Origin of the sequence: Paucibacter sp. XJ19-41 (genome assembly GCF_028462495.1) — a bacterium.
Classification (GTDB): Bacteria; Pseudomonadota; Gammaproteobacteria; order Burkholderiales; family Burkholderiaceae_C; genus Roseateles_E.
The window spans coordinates 56,118-74,985 of record NZ_JAQOWX010000006.1 but is presented as its reverse complement, the minus strand read 5'-3'; the positions used below and the strand labels follow the sequence as shown (position 1 = coordinate 74,985).

At 66.4% G+C, this 18,868-nt stretch carries 13 protein-coding genes; 6 read left to right on the top strand and 7 right to left on the bottom strand.

Annotated features, from left to right (window positions below; genetic code table 11):
* Window positions 1-148: 148 nt before the first annotated feature.
* Window positions 149-2,392: a TonB-dependent receptor gene (locus tag PO768_RS03010; protein ID WP_272644826.1), complete on the top strand. Its 2,244-nt coding sequence runs from the start codon at window positions 149-151 to the stop codon at window positions 2,390-2,392.
* Between the two features lie 28 nt (window positions 2,393-2,420).
* Here PO768_RS03010 and PO768_RS03005 read toward each other — a convergent pair whose 3' ends face one another.
* Entirely contained in the window at window positions 2,421-3,308 is an 888-nt protein-coding gene (locus tag PO768_RS03005) for a dienelactone hydrolase family protein (protein ID WP_272644825.1), read from the bottom strand.
* Between the two features lie 165 nt (window positions 3,309-3,473).
* Between PO768_RS03005 and PO768_RS03000 the strand changes: the two genes are divergently transcribed.
* Window positions 3,474-3,995: a DUF192 domain-containing protein gene (locus tag PO768_RS03000; RefSeq protein WP_272644824.1), complete on the top strand. Its 522-nt coding sequence runs from the start codon at window positions 3,474-3,476 to the stop codon at window positions 3,993-3,995.
* Between the two features lie 59 nt (window positions 3,996-4,054).
* Here the strand turns inward: PO768_RS03000 and PO768_RS02995 are convergent, their stop codons facing one another.
* The 4 genes from PO768_RS02995 to PO768_RS02980 all read right to left on the bottom strand — a co-directional run bounded on the left by PO768_RS02995 (window position 4,055) and on the right by PO768_RS02980 (window position 10,172).
* Entirely contained in the window at window positions 4,055-6,067 is a 2,013-nt protein-coding gene (locus PO768_RS02995; protein WP_272644823.1) for a M3 family metallopeptidase, read from the bottom strand.
* 4 nt (window positions 6,068-6,071) lie between these two features.
* Window positions 6,072-6,938, bottom strand: coding sequence for a bifunctional methylenetetrahydrofolate dehydrogenase/methenyltetrahydrofolate cyclohydrolase FolD (gene folD / locus PO768_RS02990; protein WP_137944537.1), 867 nt, complete (start codon window positions 6,936-6,938; stop codon window positions 6,072-6,074).
* Window positions 6,939-6,999: 61 nt separating this feature from the next.
* Window positions 7,000-7,623 carry a response regulator transcription factor gene (locus PO768_RS02985; protein WP_137944538.1) on the bottom strand — a complete coding sequence of 208 codons (624 nt, stop codon included), beginning with the start codon at window positions 7,621-7,623 and terminating at the stop codon, window positions 7,000-7,002.
* Window positions 7,620-10,172: a PAS domain-containing sensor histidine kinase gene (locus tag PO768_RS02980; protein ID WP_137944539.1), complete on the bottom strand. Its 2,553-nt coding sequence runs from the start codon at window positions 10,170-10,172 to the stop codon at window positions 7,620-7,622. Before PO768_RS02980 ends, PO768_RS02985 begins: the two co-directional genes overlap by 4 nt.
* A 158-nt stretch (window positions 10,173-10,330) precedes the next feature.
* Between PO768_RS02980 and aceE the strand changes: the two genes are divergently transcribed.
* Genes aceE through lpdA form a run of 3 tightly spaced genes read left to right on the top strand, consistent with a single transcriptional unit; the run spans window position 10,331 to window position 16,515 of the window.
* Window positions 10,331-13,042 (top strand): pyruvate dehydrogenase (acetyl-transferring), homodimeric type, encoded by a 2,712-nt coding sequence (aceE, locus tag PO768_RS02975; protein WP_137944540.1) that lies wholly within the window; start codon window positions 10,331-10,333, stop codon window positions 13,040-13,042.
* A 25-nt stretch (window positions 13,043-13,067) separates the two neighbouring features.
* Window positions 13,068-14,711, top strand: a complete 1,644-nt coding sequence (aceF, locus tag PO768_RS02970) for a dihydrolipoyllysine-residue acetyltransferase (protein WP_272644822.1) — start codon at window positions 13,068-13,070, stop codon at window positions 14,709-14,711.
* Window positions 14,712-14,727: 16 nt separating this feature from the next.
* Window positions 14,728-16,515 carry a dihydrolipoyl dehydrogenase gene (gene lpdA / locus PO768_RS02965; protein WP_272644821.1) on the top strand — a complete coding sequence of 596 codons (1,788 nt, stop codon included), beginning with the start codon at window positions 14,728-14,730 and terminating at the stop codon, window positions 16,513-16,515.
* A 48-nt stretch (window positions 16,516-16,563) separates the two neighbouring features.
* On the opposite strand, the gene PO768_RS02960 is transcribed toward lpdA, so the two are convergent.
* The gene (locus tag PO768_RS02960; protein WP_272644820.1) at window positions 16,564-17,199 is read right to left on the bottom strand and encodes an FMN-binding negative transcriptional regulator; all 636 of its coding nucleotides are present in this window, start codon (window positions 17,197-17,199) and stop codon (window positions 16,564-16,566) included.
* Window positions 17,200-17,288: 89 nt separating this feature from the next.
* Here PO768_RS02960 and PO768_RS02955 point away from each other — a divergent pair, with 89 nt between their 5' ends.
* Complete coding sequence (locus PO768_RS02955; RefSeq protein WP_272644819.1) at window positions 17,289-18,206, top strand: LysR family transcriptional regulator; 918 nt, start codon at window positions 17,289-17,291, stop codon at window positions 18,204-18,206.
* On the opposite strand, the gene PO768_RS02950 is transcribed toward PO768_RS02955, so the two are convergent.
* Window positions 18,194-18,793, bottom strand: a complete 600-nt coding sequence (locus tag PO768_RS02950) for a hypothetical protein (RefSeq protein WP_272644818.1) — start codon at window positions 18,791-18,793, stop codon at window positions 18,194-18,196. The two genes, PO768_RS02955 and PO768_RS02950, sit on opposite strands and share 13 nt — an antisense overlap.
* Window positions 18,794-18,868: the final 75 nt, after the last annotated feature.

Here is an 18,868-nt window from a genome sequence, read left to right as displayed (position 1 = left end):
GCACCGGGCGCGCTGGCTAGATTGTGTGCACCGCAACAGCAAACGTTTGCGGTCATTTTAGGCCGTGTCGGCCTGCCTCGTGACCAGCCAAGGCGGCGGATGGGGCAGGTCGGCATATCGATGCGACCGCCCTCAACCGGATTCAGCGATGACACACCACCGTACCCTCAGCCCGAGCCTGATCGCGCTCGCGCTGGCCTCTGCATTCCCCGTGGCACAAGCGCAAAGCAGCGCACCCGCGGTCGAGTCCAAGAAGGACGCCACCCAGCTGGAGGCGGTGATCGTCACCGGCAGCCGCCGGGTCGAGAACCTGAAGGATGTGCCGATGTCGATCTCGGCGATGAAGGGCGAGGAGCTGGAGGCCTACAACGCCAGCGGGCAGGACGTGCGCGCGCTGTCGGGCCGGGTGCCCAGCCTGAACATCGAGTCGGACTTCGGCCGCTCCTTCCCGCGCTTTTACGTTCGCGGCCTGGGCAATACCGACTTCGACCTGAACGCCTCGCAGCCGGTCGGCCTGGTCTATGACGAGGTGGTGCAGGAAAGCCCGATGCTCAAGGGCTTCCCGGTCTTCGATATGGAGCAGGTCGAGGTCTTGCGCGGCCCGCAGGGCACGCTATTTGGCCGCAACTCGCCGGCCGGCGTGCTGAAGTTCGACTCGGCCAAGCCGGGCAAGCGCATGGACGGCTATGCCAGCCTGGGCTTCGGCCGTTTCGGTGCGGTCAACTTCGAGGGCATGGTCAATGTGCCCATGGGCAGCGACTGGTCGCTGCGTGCCGCCGGCATCGTGCAGACCGCCGATGACCGCATCCACAACCCGCAGCCCACCGGCGAGAAGAATCTGGAGGGCTATAACGACAAGGCCGCGCGCGTGCAGGCGGCCTACAGCAACGGCGGCTTCCACGGCCTGTTCAAGCTGCAGGGCCGCGACTACAAGGGCAATGCCACGACCTTCCGTGCCAACATCATCAAGCGCGGCAGCAATGATCTGGTCGACGGCTTCGACTTCAAGAACTACCCCAGCAACGGCCTGAACGTTCAGACCCTGCAGTCTCACGGCCTCAGCGCCCGGCTGCGCTGGGACCTGGGCAGCATCCGCCTGCATTCGATCACCGCCTACGACCGCGCCAAGTTCTACAGCCGCGCCGATGTGGATGGTGGCCTCGTCGGCGGTCCCAACTATCCTGGCCAACCCGCCGTGATCCCCTTCCAGGCCGAGACCGCCGATGGCCTGCCCTATCTGCGCCAGATGACGCAGGAGCTGCGCGTCGAGTCGAACACGGCCGACCCGCTGCAATGGATCGGCGGCCTGTACTACTTCAACGAGAAGCAGCAGGTCGACAGCTTCAACTTCGATTCCTTGGCCGTCGGCAACCCGCAGAACGGCTATGCGGTGCAGCACCAGGAGTCCAAGTCCTGGGCCGCGTTCGGTTCGCTGAATTACGCCGTCAGCCCCGACTTGAAGCTGCGCGGCGGCCTGCGCTACACCAATGACAAGAAGGATTTCGACGCCCAGCGCACGCTGACGCCTTTCGGCGGTGCCAACACCGCACTGCTGACAACCAATCCCAAGTCCAGCAACTGGAGCTGGGACTTCAGCGCCAACTACAGCCTGGACAAGAGCACCTCGCTGTTCACCCGCGTCGCCACCGGCTACCGCGCGCCCAGCATCCAGGGCCGCGTGCTGTTCGGCGACTCGATCTCGGTGGCCGACTCCGAGAAGGCCTTGTCCTTCGAGGCGGGCTTCAAGGCTGACATCCTGAACAACGCGGCCCGCATCAGCGGCACGGTGTTCAGCTATCGCGTCAAGGACCTGCAGCTGACCGCCGGCAGCGGCAGCGTCAATCAGAACCGTCTGATCAATGCCGATAAGGCGGTCGGCCGCGGCTTCGAGCTCGATATGCAGGCCATCCTGAACCGCAACTGGCGCACGACGCTGGGCCTGAGCTTCAACGACACTGAGATCAAGGACGGCAGCCTGTTCGTCTCGCCCTGCGGCAACAGCTGCACGGTACTTGACCCGGCCGGCCCGGTGGCCGGCACCGTGCTGATCGGCGGCAACGACCTGCCGCGCGCGCCGCGCTGGGTGGCCAACTGGACCCTGAAGTACAGCACCGAGCTGGCGGGTGGCGATCTGTACGTGCTGACCGACTGGGCCTACAAGGACAAGTACAACATGTTCCTGTACGAGGCCAAGGAGTACAAGGCCAAGGCCATGCTGGAAGGCGGTCTGCGCGCCGGCTATGCCTGGGGCAATGGCAAGTACGAGGCGTCCGCCTATGTGCGCAACCTGACCGACCGCCAGCAACTGGTCGCGGCGATCGACTTCAACAACCTGACCGGCATCCTGAACGAACCGCGCAGCTACGGTGTGCAGTTCAAGGTCTCGTACTGAGCCTGGGCACAGCGGCTGCGCGCCGTTTTTAAAACCAGTCGCGCAGCTGCTCCACATAGTCCGGCGGCAGGATGTGGCCGCCGGCAAAGCGCAGATGCTTGTTGCCCGGGCCGCCCAGGGCCGCGAAGAAGCTCAGGTAGGCGCTGCGGTCGGTGTACTCATCCTTGTCGGCGCTGAGCAGCCAGATCCTGTTGTCGGCCAGGCCCGGCAGCAGATTCTTGACCGCCACGGCGGCCAGCTTGTCGTCCAGCAGGATGGGAGCGATGGCGGCGACATCGCCAACCCGCTCATCCACACCGGCCAGCAGCAGGGCGTTCTGCCCGCCCATGCTGTAGCCGGTGGCCTTGATGCGGCGCGCGTCGATCTGCGGCAGCCGGGTGACCCAGTCCAGCAGCAGGCGGTGATCGCGCACCGTGTCCACCAGCATGGCTTCATAGGGCTCGCGCTGGCCCCAGAGGTGCAGATCGTCCATCAGCTGTTCGATATCGACCTTGGGGTCCTTGCGCGCGCCATTGCGGCGTGCGTCGATGGCACTCACCGCATGGCCGCGCTGCAGGGCCAGCTCGGTGAGCTGGTGGGTGTGCTCCAGGGTCGTGCCGCCCTTGTACTCGGCCTGCCACCAGCGCCAATGGCTGCGCCCCATGCCATGCATCGCGATCAGCAGCGGGAAGGGGGCGCCGGCCGTGGCCGGGTCGCTGGGGTAGCGGATGCGGCCGTTGACGATACTGCCGTCAAAGCTGGTGAAGCTGAAATCCTGGGCCAGATCCTTGATCGGCGCCAGCTGCAGGGCCAGGTCTTGCTGCGGGCTGTAGGCATAGCGGGCCTGGAGCTCGGCCGCGCTGATCTCGTAAGGCTTGAGCCCGAAGAGGCTCCACCACAGCGCGGCAATCAGCGCGACGCCTCCAAGCAGTCCCATGGCTATCCTTGTGTGTTTTTTCATATGCACCAGCATAGAAAGCGAGCCGTGAAGACGGCGTGAGCGGGAGACCGAGCAATTTGCTACAACTCTTGCGACTAGAGCTGGTGCTCTTTTGCGCCGCCTCCGCTAAGGTGGCGGCCTTTTGCACGCCACCTTTTCTCCATGAGCGAATCTGCCTCCCAATCTGGCGCGGCGCTGCCGTCCGAGGGCTGGCGCCTGGTGGACCGTGAGGCGCCGCCGGACGATGCCGGCGATACCGTGCCCGAACCCACCGGACAGCCCGAAGAACTCGCCGGGCCGCCGGAGCTGTCGCGCCCGGCCGGGCTTGTGCGACTCTCTGCCCCCAATCTGCCGCTCAAGCTCAACGGCCGGCTGACCGCCTACAGCGTGCGCAAGGTCCGGCACCGCTGGCTCAGCTCGCTGGCCCCCTGGCGTGACCGCCGCCTCGGCGACGCCTGCGGCCTCTGGCTGGCACCTTGCAATGTGGTCCACACCCTGGGCCTGTGGCATGCGGTCGATGTGGTGTTCCTGGAGGCCGACGGCACCATCGCCCGCGTCGCCAAGCGGGTGCCGCCCTGGCGTTTCGTCAGCTGCAGCCGGGCCAGCTCGGCGCTGCGCCTGCGCGCCGGCATGGTCAAGCTGCTGCGGCTCAAGCCCGGCATGGCGCTGGACCTGACGACCTGAGTTCTGTCCGGGCGACCCACCCGTCCACCCTCGACATAGGGCGGGCCGGCCCGCTTGCCTCAGCTCATGCCCTGGTGGCGCAGCAGTGCGTCGATCTTGGGCTCGCGGCCGCGGAAGGCCTTGAAGCTGTCCATCGCGTCGCGGGCGCCGCCGGCTTCCAGGATGCTCTGCAGAAAGCGCGCGCCGGTGGCCGGGTTGAACACGCCTTCTTCCTCGAAGGCGCTCCAGGCGTCGGCGCTCAGCAGTTCGGCCCATTTGTAGCTGTAGTAGCCGGCCGAATAGCCACCCGCGAAGATGTGCGAGAAGCTGTGCTGGAAGCGGTTGAAGGGCGGCGGCGGCAGCACGGCCACCTCGGCACGCACCTCGTCGAGCAGGCTCTGGATGCCGGCTTCGCTGCCCACCTCGGCATGCATGCGCATATCGAATAGCGAGAACTCGATCTGGCGCAGGGTCTGCAGCCCGCTCTGGAAGTTCTTCGCGGCCGTCATCTTGTCGAACAGCGCGCGCGGCAGCGGCGCGCCGGTGTCGACATGCTGGGTCAGCTGCTGCAGCACCTCCCATTCCCAGCAGAAGTTCTCCATGAACTGGCTGGGCAGCTCCACCGCATCCCACTCGACGCCGGAGATGCCGGAGACGCCCAGCTCGTTCACCTGGGTCAGCAGATGGTGCAGGCCGTGACCGAACTCGTGGAACAGGGTCGTGACATCGTCGTGCGTCAGCAGGGCCGGTTTGTCGCCCACTGGCGAGGCGAAGTTGCAAACCATCTGCGCCACCGGCGTCTGCTGCACGCCCTCGGGCCGCGCCCAGCGGCTGCGCACCTCGTCCATCCAGGCGCCGGGGCGTTTGCCGGGGCGGGCGTAGAGGTCCAGATAGAACTGGCCGACCAGTTCACCCTGTCTGTCCAGGCGATAGAACTTGACGGTGTCGTGCCAGACCTCGGCGGCCTGCTCGACGATCTTCACATTGAACAGGCGCTCGATGATGTCGAACAGGCCCTGCAGCACGCGCGGCAAGGTGAAGTATTGCTTGACCTCCTGGTCGCTGAAGGCATAGCGGGCCTCCTTCAGGCGCTCGGAGACGAAGGCCGTGTCCCAGGCCTGCATCTCGGCCAGGGCCAGGTCTTGCGCGGCGAAGGCACGCAGCTCGGCCAGGTCCTTCTCGGCGAAGGGGCGGGCACGGCCCGCCAGGTCGCGCAGGAAGTCCAGCACCTGGGCCGGCGAGCTGGCCATCTTGGCCACCAGCGAGGCCTCGGCGAAGTTCTGGAAGCCCAGCAGCTGTGCCTCTTCCTGGCGCAGCATCAAGAGCTCCTGCATCAGCGCGCTATTGTCCAGCTCGGGCGGGCCGAACTCGCTGGCGCGCGTCACGTAGGCACGGTAGAGCTTCTCGCGCAGCGCGCGGTCGGTGCCGTACTGCATCACCGGCATATAGACCGGGAAATGCAGGGTCAGCTTGTGGCCGTCCTTGCCCTCGGCGGCGGCCGCGTCGCGGGCGGCCGTGACCACATCCGGCGGCACGCCGGCCAGCTCCTCGGCGCTGGCGTAGTAGGCAAAGCCGTCGGTCGCGTCCATCACATGCTCGGAGAACTTCTGGGCCAGCTCGGCACTGCGCTCCTGGATCGCGGCGAAGCGCTCTTTGGCGGCGCCCTGCAGTTCGGCACCGGACAGCACGAAGTCGCGGATCCAGTGCTTCAGCGCCTGCTTTCGGGCCGGGTTCAGGCTAGTCGCAGTGGCATTGATGGCCTTGTACTTGGCATAGAGCTTTTCATCGGCACCCAGGCCGGTGTAGAACTCGGTGACGGCCGGCAGCATCGCGTTATAGGCCTCGCGCAGCTCGGGCGTGTTGGCCACGGCGTTGAGGTGGCCGACGGCGCCCCAGGCATGGCCCAGGCGTTCGGTGGCGACGCTGAGGATGCGGGCCAGCGTGTCGTAGTCGGCCGCAGTGGCCTCGGCCGTGGCAGTGTTCAGCGCGGCCTGGGCCTGGGCCAGCAGTTCGGCAATGGCCGGCTGGATGTGTTCGGGTTTGATGCTGGCGAAGGCCGGCAGCGGGGCGGTGGAGAGCAGCGGATTCGTCATGGCATCAGGCCTTTTGGGTAGCAGCGGCGACACGTTCGGCTGACTCTAGCGTGTTGACCAGCAGCATCGTGATGGTCATAGGCCCGACCCCACCGGGCACCGGGGTGATCCAGCCGGCCACGTCCTTGACGGCGGCGAAATCGACATCGCCGCAGAGCTTGCCTTCATCGTTGCGGTTCATGCCCACATCGATCACGATGGCGCCGGGCTTGACCATGTCGGCGGTCAGCACATTGCGCTTGCCGACCGCAGCGACGACCACATCGGCCTGGCGGGTGAAGGCGCCGATGTCCGGCGTGCCGCTGTGGCAGACGGTGACGGTGGCATTGGCCTGCAGCAGCAGCAGGGCCATCGGCTTGCCGACGGTGTTGCTGCGGCCGATCACGACCGCATGCTTGCCCTTTAGCGAGACGCCGGTGCTCTCGATCAGCTTCATGCAGCCATAGGGCGTGCAGGGACGGAAGCCCGGCAGGCCGGTGAGGGTTTCGCCGGCCGACAGCACCGAGTAGCCGTCCACGTCCTTGGCAGAGGAGATCGCCTCGATGACCTTGTGCGGATCGATGTGCTTGGGCAGCGGCATCTGCACCAGGATGCCGTGGATGCTGGGGTCCTGGTTGAGCGCTTCGACGCGGGCCAGCAACTCGGCTTCGCTCAGCGTTGCTTCATACTTTTCGAGCACCGAGTGCAGGCCGTATTCCTCGCAGGCCTTGACCTTGTTGCGCACATAGACGGCGCTGGCCGGGTCTTCGCCGACCAGGATCACCGCCAGGCCGGGCTTCAGTCCTTGAGCCGTCAGCGCGGCCGCGCGTTGCGCCACCTCGGCGCGGATTTGCTTGGACAGGGCGTTGCCGTCGATCAGTTGTGCGGTCATTTTTCAATCTCCAAAACGCAAAAGGCCGCTGTAACAGCGGCCTCGTCAAACCAGTTCAGTCTCAGGCTTTCGCCGGCGCGCCGAGCGCAATCTTCAGCAGATCGGCCACCGTGTTGGCGTTGAGCTTCTCCATGATGTTGGCGCGGTGCGCCTCCACCGTCTTGATGCTGATGCCCAGGTCGTCGGCGATCTGCTTGTTCAGGCGGCCGGCGACGATGCGCTCCAGCACCTGGGCTTCGCGTGTCGTCAGGCGCGACAGCAGGGCGTCGCGGCTGGCGGCTTCCTGGTGCGTCGAGAAGGCGTTGCGGGCCTGGTCCAGCATGCGCTCGACCAGGGCCAGCAGCTCGTCTTCCTTGAAGGGCTTTTCGATGAAATCCATCGCGCCCTTCTTCATGGTCTGCACCGCCATCGGCACATCGCCGTGGCCGGTGATGAAGACCACCGGCAGCGGGCTGCGGCGCTCCAGCAGGCGGTCCTGCAGCTCCAGGCCGCTCATGCCTTCCATGCGGATGTCGGCGATCAGACAGGCCACTTCGCGCGGGTCGTAGCGGCTCAGGAAACTCTCGGCGGAGTCAAAGCACTTGACGCGGTAGTCCTTGCCTTCCAGTAGCCATTGCAGGGAATCCCGCACGGCCTCGTCATCGTCAACAACGTAGACGTTACCCTTCTTCGGAATCAGACTCATGGTGTCGCAGCAGTGTTCGTAGCAGTGCCCGAGGGCTCGGGGCGCGGGATGTCTACCGGGATGGTGAAGGCGAACCGGCACCCCACAATAGCCGCGCCATTGTATAAGTTCTCGGCCCTGATCCGGCCCTGGTGGGACTCGACGATGGACCGGCATAACCCTAGGCCTATGCCCAGGCCGTCCGCCTTGGTCGAGAAGAAGGCCTCGTACATGCGCTCGATCACCTCCTCTGGCAGGCCCGGGCCCATGTCGGTGACGCTGAACTCGATATGGCCGCCGAGCTCGGGCGTGTGTTTAGGGATCACTCTCAGTTCGATGTGGCGGCGCGACACCGGCAGGCCGGCGTTGTCGATCGCCTCGGCGGCGTTCTTCAGCAGATTCAGCACCACCTGCTCGATCAGGATCGGGTCCACCATCAGCGGCGGCAGGCGCTGGGCCACATAGGTGTGGATCGCAACATTGCGGCGACGCAGCTCGATGCCGGCCAGCTCGACCGCGTCCTCGATGATCTCGGGCGCACTGGAGGCCTGCCGCTGCGGCTCGCTGCGCTTCACGAAGTTGCGGATGCGGTGAATGATCTGGCCGGCGCGCTGGGCCTGCTTGGCGGTCTTCTCCAGCGCGGCCAGCAGATCGTCCTTCTGGATCGCGTCGTTGCGCACCCGCGAGACCATGCCGTTGCAGTAGTTGGTGATCGCGGTCAGCGGCTGGTTCAGCTCATGGGCGACGCTGGAGGCCATCTCGCCCATGGTCATCAGCCGGCTGGTCACCTGCGCCTTCTCGGCCTGCTGGGCCGACAGCATCTCGGCGTGGCGGCGCGCGGTGATGTCGGTGGCGATCAGCATCTGGGCCAGGCGGCCGTCGGTCCACTGCAGATAGCGGGCGCGCACATCGAACCACATCTCCAAGGTGTCGATATAGACCTCGCGCGGGTCGGAGCCGACCTCGGTCAGCTGCTGGGCCGGCAGGCCGCCGTAGTCGTCGACCTCTTCGTCGGTTTCCGGTTCGGCCTCGCTGCGGCCCAGCTGGCTGCCGGCCAGCACCGCATGGCCCTTGGGGTCGGCGCCGAACCAGAGCCGGTAGCTGCGGTTGGCGAACAGCAGCTCGCCCTGCTGCACCGACAGCACCGAGACCGCCGCGTCCAGGCCTTCCAGCACCGTGGTGAAGCGCTCGTGCGAGGCGCTGAGCTGGTCGCGCACGCGCTTGGCCTCGGTGATATTGGTCATCGAGGTCATCCAGCCGCTTTGCTTGCCCTTGGGGTCGATCAGCGGCGAGACGTACATGCGCGCGTCGAAGATGGTGCCGTCCTTGCGCATCACCTTGACCTCGGCACCGCCCGATGGGCTGCGGCCCTGGACCTCCTGTTGCAGCAGCCGCGAGTTCTCCTCGTAGCGATCGGTGGGCCAGTAGGGGAAGGGCGGTTTGCGGCCGATCAGCTCGGCCTCGGAGAAGCCGGTCATCGCGCAGAAGGCCGGGTTCACATAGGAGATGCGCGACTCCATGTCCATGGCCCGCATGCCGGTCAGCATCGAGTTCTCCATCGCACGGCGGAAGTTGGTCTCGCTGGACAGCGCGGTCTGGATCTGCAGGCGCCGGCGCATATGCTTCCAGGTGCCCAAGAGCATCCACACGGTCAGCACCGACAGCGCCACCACCATCCAGAACAAGGTGTTGGAGATCAGGCCGATCGAGGTGCGGTAGCCCTGGCCGCGCAGGATCAGGCCGTTCAGCGCCGGGGCCAGCGGCACGTCATGCATGATGGACGCGCGCTGCAGGCGCTGGCCCGGCATCGGCGTCACGGTGCTGCTGACGATCTGCTCGCGGCCGTCCAGCACCGCCACCGGATGGCGCGCCGCCACCTCGGACGGCACCGAGTAGCGCAGCAGCGCCTCGACCGAGTATTCGGCGATCAGCACACCCGAAAAGCCGCTGCGGTCGATCAAGGGCACCTGGACCTGGAACACGGTCAGGTTGTTGAAGTCGTTGAAGGCCAGCGAATAGGTCGGCTGGCGCCGGTCCTTGGCGGCCTGGAAGGCCAGCTCGGGTGCGCTGGACTGCTCGGCCATCGGCATCGACGGGTCGCGGCCATCGTCGCCCATCAGGCTCTCGGCCTGGAAGCCGGCGGCGCTGACGCTGGCGCGGCGCTTGCGCTGGTTGTTCAGCCAGGTGACATGGGTGATCTCGGGCCGGTCGCGGGCAAAGGCCGAGGCCTGGGCGGTGAACTCGTGGGCGTCGACCGCGCGGGTGACGATCTCCCGGGCGATGCGCACCAGCTGTTCCTGGTTTTCGATCAGGCGCAGGCGGATCTGCTGCTGGGCGATCTCGGTGTCGCGCTTGACGGCCTCGGCCTCGCGCTCGATCTCCTCGTTACGCAGATACCAGAAGGCCAGGATGATGGCCGCGAGGAAGAGCATCACCGAGATCAGCGGGCCCAGCGTGGCGAAGCGGTCCTGGCGCGACGGCGACTGGCGCCGCCACCAGGTGGCGACCAGGCGCTGCAGCGGGAGGGTGGCGCGGCGCAGCGCGCCCTTGATAGCGAGGCGGGAAAGCATGGCCCGATTATCCCGGCGCCAGCCAGGCCTCAGCCTCGGCGCATTCCCTGTTGTTTCATTATGCGGAATGCACTCGCGCAATTTGGGAGTGTTGCGAACTTGTGCGACACTCCGCGCGAAACGCTTTTAGAGTCAGCCCTCAATAAAAGGAGACAAGCATGTCTGCGCAGCCGCAATCTTTTCTTGGCGCCGCCGCCAACGACACCGATGCCCAGGAAACCAAGGAGTGGTTGGACGCGCTGTCCGCCGTGATTGGTGAAGAGGGCGGTGAGCGCGCGCATTTCCTGCTTGAGACCCTGATCGGCCATGCCCGTCAGGCCGGCATCGATGTGCCGTTCTCGGCCAACACCGCCTATGTCAACACCATCCCGGTGGAGCAGCAGGCCCATTGCCAGGGCAATATCGCGATCGAGAAGCGCCTGCGTGCCTTCATGCGCTGGAACGCGATGGCCATGGTGGTGCGGGCCAATCGCCTGAACCCGGAAGACGGCGGCGATCTGGGCGGCCATATCGGCTCCTTTGCCTCGGTGGCCAGTATGTTCGGCGCCGGTTTCAACCATTTCTGGCACGCCGAGAGCGAGGGCCACGGCGGCGACCTGCTTTATATCCAGGGCCATAGCGCGCCCGGCATCTACGCCCGCGCCTATCTGGAGGGCCGTCTGACCGAGGCCCAGCTCGACAGCTTCCGCCAGGAGGTGGACGGCAAGGGCCTGTCCAGCTATCCGCATCCCAAGCTGATGCCCGAGTTCTGGCAGTTCCCGACCGTCTCGATGGGCCTGGGCCCGCTGATGGCGATCTACCAAGCGCGTTTCCTGAAGTATCTGCATGCCCGCGGCATTGCCGATACCGCCAACCGCAAGGTCTGGGTGTTCTGCGGCGACGGCGAGATGGACGAGCCCGAATCGCTGGGCGCGATCGGCCTGGCCGCCCGCGAGAACCTCGACAACCTGGTCTTTGTCGTCAACTGCAATCTGCAGCGCCTGGACGGCCCGGTGCGCGGCAACGGCAAGATCGTGCAGGAGCTGGAGAGCGAATTCCGCGGCAGCGGCTGGAACGTGATCAAGCTGCTGTGGGGCAATGGCTGGGACGCCCTGCTGGCGCGCGACAAGAGCGGCAAGCTCAAGCAGCTGATGATGGAGACGCTGGACGGCGACTACCAGGCCATGAAGGCCAATGACGGCGCTTTCGTGCGCAAGAACTTCTTCGGCAAGTATCCGGAGACGGCGAAGCTGGTCGAGCACATGAGCGACGAGGAAGTGTTCGAGCTGCGCCGCGGTGGCCACCAGCCCGAGAAGGTCTATGCGGCTTTCCATGCCGCCCACCACAACACCACGGGCCAACCCACCGTGCTGCTGGTCAAGACCGTCAAGGGCTATGGCATGGGCAAGGCCGGTGAGGGCAAGAACACCGTGCACCAGACCAAGAAGCTGTCGGACGAGGACATCAAGTACATCCGCGACCGCTTCAACATCCCCATCCCCGACAGCGAGCTGCCCAAGCTGCCTTACTACAAGCCGGCCGAGGACACGCCGGAGATGCGCTATCTGCACGAGCGTCGCCAGGCCCTGGGTGGTTATCTGCCGCAGCGCCGCGTCAAGGCCGAGGAGAGCTTCACCGTGCCGCCGCTGGACACCTTCAAGGCGGTGCTGGAGCCGACGGCCGAGGGCCGCGAGATCTCGACCACACAGGCCTATGTGCGTTTCCTGACCCAGCTGCTGCGCGACCCGGCGCTGGGCCCGCGCACCGTGCCCATCCTGGTCGACGAGGCGCGCACCTTCGGCATGGAAGGCCTGTTCCGCCAGATCGGCATCTACAACCCCAAGGGCCAGCTCTACACCCCGGTCGACAAGGACCAGGTGATGTACTACCGCGAGGACAAGGCCGGCCAGATCCTGCAAGAAGGCATCAACGAGGCCGGTGGCATGGCCAGCTGGATCGCTGCGGCAACGTCGTACTCGACGAACAACCGCGTGATGATCCCGTTCTATGTCTACTACTCGATGTTCGGCTTCCAGCGCATCGGCGACCTGGCCTGGGCCGCCGGCGATATGCAGGCGCGCGGCTTCCTGCTCGGCGGTACCTCGGGCCGCACCACGCTGAACGGCGAAGGCCTGCAGCATGAGGACGGTCACAGCCATATCCTGGCCGGCACGATCCCGAACTGCATCAGCTACGACCCGAGCTTCGCCCACGAAGTGGCGGTGATCCTGCACAGCGGCCTCAAGCGCATGGTCGAGAAGCAGGAGAACGTCTACTTCTACATCACGCTGCTCAACGAGAACTACCCGATGCCGGGCCTGCAGGCCGGCACCGAGGAGCAGATCCTGAAGGGCATGTATCTGCTGGACCAGGCCGGCGACACGAGCAAGCCGGTCGTCAACCTGCTGGGTTCCGGCACCATCCTGCGCGAGAGCCAGGCCGCCAAGAAGCTGCTGGAAGCCGACTGGGGCGTCAGCGCCCATGTCTGGAGCTGCCCGAGCTTCAACGAGCTGACCCGCGACGGCCAGGACGCCGAGCGCTGGAACCTGCTGCACCCGACCGAGGCACCGCGCGTGTCCTTCGTCGCCCAGCAGCTGGCCAAGACCAGCGGCCCGGTGATCGCGTCGACCGACTACATGAAGAACTACGCCGAGCAGATCCGCGCCTTCATCCCGGCCGGTCGCAGCTACAAGGTGCTGGGCACCGACGGTTTCGGCCGCTCGGATTTCCGCTACAAGCTGCGCGAGCATTTCGAGATCAACCGCCACTACATCGTCGTGGCGGCGCTGAAGTCGCTGGCCGACGAAGGCAAGCTGCCGCTGGCCAAGGTGGCCGAGGCGATTGCGAAGTACGGCATCAAGGCCGACAAGATCAACCCCCTGTACGCTTGATTCAGCGGCCTCGCGGAGACAACACATGGCATTGGTAGAAGTCAAGGTCCCGGACATCGGGGACGTCAAGGACGTGGCGGTCATCGAGCTGCTGGTCAAGGTGGGCGACACGGTCAAGGCCGAGCAGAGCCTGATCACCGTCGAGAGCGACAAGGCCTCGATGGAGATCCCCAGCTCGGGCGCCGGCGTCGTCAAGGAGATCAGGGTCAAGATCGGTGACACGGTCAATGAGGGCAGCGTTGTGCTGCTGCTGGAAGCCGAGGGCGCGGCCGCTGCTGCGCCAGCACCTGCAGCCACTGCAGCGCCGGCTCCCGCGCCCGTCGCTGCCGCTCCGGCACCCGCTGCCGCGCCTGCCGCCAGCGGCATGGTCGAGGTGGTCGTGCCTGACATCGGCGATTTCGATGAGGTCGCGGTGATCGAGGTGATGGTCAAGGCCGGCGACACCGTCAAGGTCGAGCAAAGCCTGATCACGGTCGAGAGCGACAAGGCCTCGATGGAGATCCCGTCCTCGCACGCCGGCGTGATCAAGGACCTGAAGGTCAAGGTCGGTGACAAGGTCGCCAAGGGCACGCTGCTGGCGCTGCTGGAGGTGAAGGGCACTGCCCCGACACCGGCCCTTGCGACACCGGCTGCGGCACCTGCACCGGCTGCCGCACCTGCGGCGGCACCGGCTGTTGCCGCTGCTGCGCCGGCTGCTGCCTTGCCCGCCCATGAGCCGAGTTCCCCGAGCGGCAAGCTGCCGCATGCCTCGCCCAGCATCCGCAAGCTGGCGCGCGAGCTGGGTGTGCCGCTGGCCGAGGTCAAGGGCTCGGGCGCCAAGGGCCGCATCACTGAATCCGATGTGCAGGGTTTCGTCAAGGCCGTGATGGCCGGCAGCGTTCAGACCGCCGCGCAGAAGGCCGTCGCTCCGGCTGCTGCCGCCGGTGGCGCTCTGCCGGGCCTGCTGCCCTGGCCCAAGGTCGACTTCGAGAAGTTCGGCCCCATCGAGCGCAAGGAGCTGTCGCGCATCAAGAAGATCAGCGGCGCCAATCTGCACCGCAACTGGGTTGTGATCCCGCATGTGACGAATCACGACGATGCGGACATCACCGAGCTGGAAGCCTTCCGCGTCGCGACCAATAAGGAAAACGAGAAATCGGGCATCAAGGTCACGATGCTGGCCTTCATGATCAAGGCGGCCGTCGCGGCGCTGAAGAAATTCCCCGAGTTCAACAGCTCGCTGGACGTCGACGGCACCCTGGTGCTGAAGAACTACTTCCACATCGGCTTCGCGGCCGACACGCCCAACGGCCTGGTCGTGCCCGTCATCAAGGACGCCGACAAGAAGGGCATCTTCCAGATCAGCCAGGAAATGGGCGAGTTGGCCAAGAAGGCGCGCGACGGCAAGCTGGGTCCGGCCGATATGAGCGGTGGCTGCTTCTCGATCTCGTCGCTGGGCGGCATCGGTGGCAAGTACTTCACGCCCATCATTAACGCGCCCGAGGTCGCCATCATGGGCGTCTGCAAGAGCAGCATCGAGCCGGTCTGGGACGGCAAGGCCTTCCAGCCGCGCCTGATCCTGCCGCTGAGCCTGAGCTGGGACCACCGCGTGATCGACGGCGCGGCTGCGGCCCGCTTCAATGTCTATTTCGCGTCCTTGCTGGCGGACTTCCGCCGCATTGCACTCTGATCGGGGAGCGAAGAACATGGCATTGATTGAAGTGAAAGTCCCGGACATCGGCGACTTCAAGGACGTCGCGGTGATCGAACTGCTGGTCAAGGCCGGCGACACCATCAAGGTCGAGCAAAGCCTGATTACGGTGGAGAGCGACAAGGCCTCGATGGAGATCCCGTCGACGCACGCCGGCGTCGTCAAGGAGCTGAAGCTCAAGGTCGGCGATGTGGTGAATCAGGGCAGCCTGGTGCTGATGCTGGAATCGGATGCGGCCGCTGCACCAGCGCCCGCGCCGTCACCTGCTGCCGCACCGGCAGCGCCACCCGCCGTTGCGCCGACGGCTGCCAGCTTTGCGGGCAGTGCCGACGGCGAGTACGACCTGGTCGTGCTGGGCGGCGGCCCTGGTGGCTATTCGGCCGCTTTCCGCGCCGCCGACCTGGGTCTGAAGGTGGCCCTGGTCGAGCGCTACACGACACTGGGCGGCGTCTGCCTGAATGTCGGCTGCATTCCGTCCAAGGCCCTGCTGCACGTCGCGGCGGTGATGGACGAGGTGAAACACTTCGCCGATCTGGGCGTGACCTTCAGCGAGCCCACGGTCGAGCTGCCCAAGCTGCTCAAGCACAAGCAGAAGGTCATCGGCAAGCTGACCGGCGGTCTGGCCATGATGGCCAAGATGCGCAAGGTCACGGTGGTGCGTGGCTATGGCTCGCTGCTGGATGCGAACCACCTGAGCGTCGAAGAGACGGCGGGCGAGGGCCAGGAGAAGACCGGCAAGACCCAGACGCTGAAGTTCAAGCGCATCATCCTGGCGGCCGGTTCGCAGGCCGTGCGCCTGCCCTTCATGCCGCAGGATCCACGCGTGATCGACTCGACCGGCGCGCTGGAGCTGACGACCAAGCCGAAGCGCATGCTGATCGTCGGCGGCGGCATCATCGGCCTGGAGATGGGCACGGTCTACAGCACGCTGGGCGCGCGCCTGGATGTGGTGGAGATGCTGCCCACGCTGATGACCGGCGCCGATCGCGACCTGGTCAAGGTCTGGCAGAAGATGAATGCGCCGCGCTTCGACAACATCATGCTGAACACCAAGACGGTGGCAGCCGAGGCAACGCCCGAAGGCATCAAGGTCACCTTCGAAGGCGAGGGCGCACCCAAGGAGCCCCAGGTCTACGACCTGGTGCTGCAGGCCGTGGGCCGCACGCCGAATGGCAAAAAGATCGGCGCCGACAAGGCCGGTGTCATCGTCAGCGAGCGCGGCTTCATTCCGGTGGATGTGCAGATGCGCACCAATGTCGCCAATGTGTTCGCGATCGGCGACCTGGTCGGCCAGCCCATGCTGGCGCACAAGGCCGTGCATGAGGGCCATGTGGCGGCCGAAGTGATTGCCGGCGAACTGTTGGGCGACGCCAATCTGGCCAAGGCGCAGTTCGACGCCCGCGTGATTCCCAGCGTGGCCTATACCGACCCCGAGGTGGCCTGGGTGGGCATCACCGAGGAGGAGGCCAAGGCCAAGGGCATCAAGATCAAGAAGGGCCTGCTGCCCTGGTCGGCCTCCGGTCGGGCCATCGCCAACGGCCGCGACGAGGGCTTCACCAAGCTGCTGTTTGATGAAGAGTCGCACCGCATCATCGGCGGCGGCATCGTCGGCACCCATGCCGGCGACATGATCGGCGAGATCGCGCTGGCCATCGAGATGGGCGCCGACGCGGTGGACATCGGCAAGACCATCCATCCGCATCCCACGCTGGGCGAAAGCATAGGCCTGGCTGCGGAAGTGGCGCATGGCTCCTGCACGGACGTGCCGCCGGCGCGGCGCTGAGTTCATCCGCCTCGTCAGAAAGGCCGGCATTGCCGGCCTTTTTTCTGGTCAGCCTTGCGCGGCAAGAAGCCGCTCATGCCTGCGCATCGCCTCGGCCAGCTCGAACTGCCCGTAGCGTGCCAGCGCCGCGTGCGTGTCCTCGAGCGCTTCTGCCGGATCCCCCTGGCCGAGCTTGAACTGCGCGCGAGCCTCGATCACGCGCGCACGAAAGGGCACGATGTATTGCGCCAGCTGTTCGCGCCGCGGGCCCATCTCGGCGCTGCGCCAGGGGTTCGGGTAGGGCGCCTCGACATGCGCGATCAGCGTGTCGAGCGCGAACAGCGTCTCCTCGGGCGTGTCGATGAGGGCCACATCGAGCTCGAACTGCACGAACTCGTAGTTCCAGGTCGGCGCGTAGCGGCGGCTGCGCAACCAGCTGCTGGCGATATAGCCCTGCGCGCCGGTGAAGGTCGCCAGCGCTTTCGGATTGCGCTTGAGCATCTCGTGCTGCGGGTTGCGACGGGCGAGATGGCCGATGAAGACGCGGCTGCCGTCCGCATCGCGCTGCAGTATCAGCGGCAGGGGCGTCGCGAGCATGCGGCCCGCGTCGCTGCTGACCAGGGTGGCCAGCGGATGGGCGGCGACCAGGCGCTCGATCTCGCTGTCGGCGGCGGGTTGGAAGGGCAGGCTTTCGTACATCGACATGGGGATTCGGTGCTGCGGTTGCGATGCTCGCAGTCTAGAAACGCAAGACCTGGCGCAGATCGGCAGATTTGAACGCTAGCATTGCAAATATGACCGTCTCTGCTGCTGCCAACTCCGACCTCGATTGGGATGATCTGCGCGTGGTGCTGCAGATTGCCCGCCATGGGCGCCTCGCCGCCGCCGCCGAGGCCGGCCGGGTGAGCCATGCGACCCTGTTCCGGCGCCTGCGGGCGCTGGAGGCGCGGCTGGGCGTGCAGCTGTTCGAGCGGCTGCGTGCCGGCTACGCGCCGACCCGCGCCGGGGCCGAACTGGTCGAGTTTGCGCAACGCATGGGCAGCGAGCTGCAGACGGTCACCGAGGGCCTGCGCGGCCGACAGGCCTGGCCCGGCGGCCTGGTGCGGCTCAGCGTGGCCGATACCTGGATGCAGGAGCTGCTGCCGCCCTTGCTGGCAAGCTACCAGGCGCGCACCCAGGTCCAGCTGGGCCTGAGCAGTGGCAATGCGATGGACGATGTGCAGCAGGGGGCGGTCGATGTCGCGCTGCGTTCGGGCGGCAAGCCGCCGGAGTCCCTGATCGGGCGGCGGCTGGCGCGGGTCGAGGCCACGGCCTATTGCTCACGCAAGCTCGGCGGCGTGCGGGCGGACCGGCTCGACAGCCTGCCCTGGGTGGGCGTCGATGATCAGCTGGCCCATCTGAGCTCGGCCCGCTGGCTCGAGCGCCAGGGCCTGGCTCGCCAGGTGGCGATGCGGACCAATTCGCTGGTCAATGTGCGCCAGTTGCTGCGCGCCGGCGTCGGCCTCGGCGCCTTGCCCTGCTATCTCGGCGACGCCGATCCGAACCTGCGGCGCGTCTTCGAACCGCCGCGCGATTGGCGCAGCGAACTCTGGTTGTTGACCCGCGTCGAGCTGCGCCCCGTGCCGCGTATCAAGGCGCTGTTCGATCATCTGTACGAGGGCACGCGGGCCTGGCTGCCCTTGCTGGAGGGGCAGCGAGTTCAGCCAGACTGAGTCGGCGCACGAGCGCGTGGCATCAGGCTCGCGCAGTCCGCCACGCCCCGGCGATCGATCTGCAGCCGCAGCTTGGTGCCCAGCGCCAGTGCCGACCAGTGCGCCTCGCTGAGCTTGCAGGTCCAGACCTGACCCTCACCGGCGCGCAGATGTGCCTCGAAGAAGGCCTGGCGCTGGCCCAGGCGCTGGGCGCCGAGCCGGTCCGGCGGCAGCTCGCTGAGCACCGGCTGCGGCCATTGCACCGGCGTCGCCGCGTCGCCTTCTGAGCGCAGCGTGTACTGGCTGCGCCATTGCGGCTGCATGAAGCGGCAATGGTCGGCGCCGCCGCCGGGGGCGTCCAGCCGGCGGCGCTCGATCTCGCGGGCGCCGGCCGGCATCTCCTCGCACCAGGCGGAGCCGCTTTCATCGACCCGTTTCTCGACCTTGATCTCGAAGCGCCAGGTCTTGCGCGTGAGCTCCACATCGATACCGCGCGGCCCGAACAGACGCCAGCCCAGCGGCAGCGCCAGCAGCACGATCAGCAGCAGCAAGCCCCCGCGCCGGCGGGCCAGGCTGCCGCCGGCGATGCGTCCAAGAGCGATGGTCATGCTTGCGCATTGTCCACGGGTCGGATCCGCGCACCGGGGCTTTCCGGCGAGCTGCCGGCGGTGGTACAAGCACGG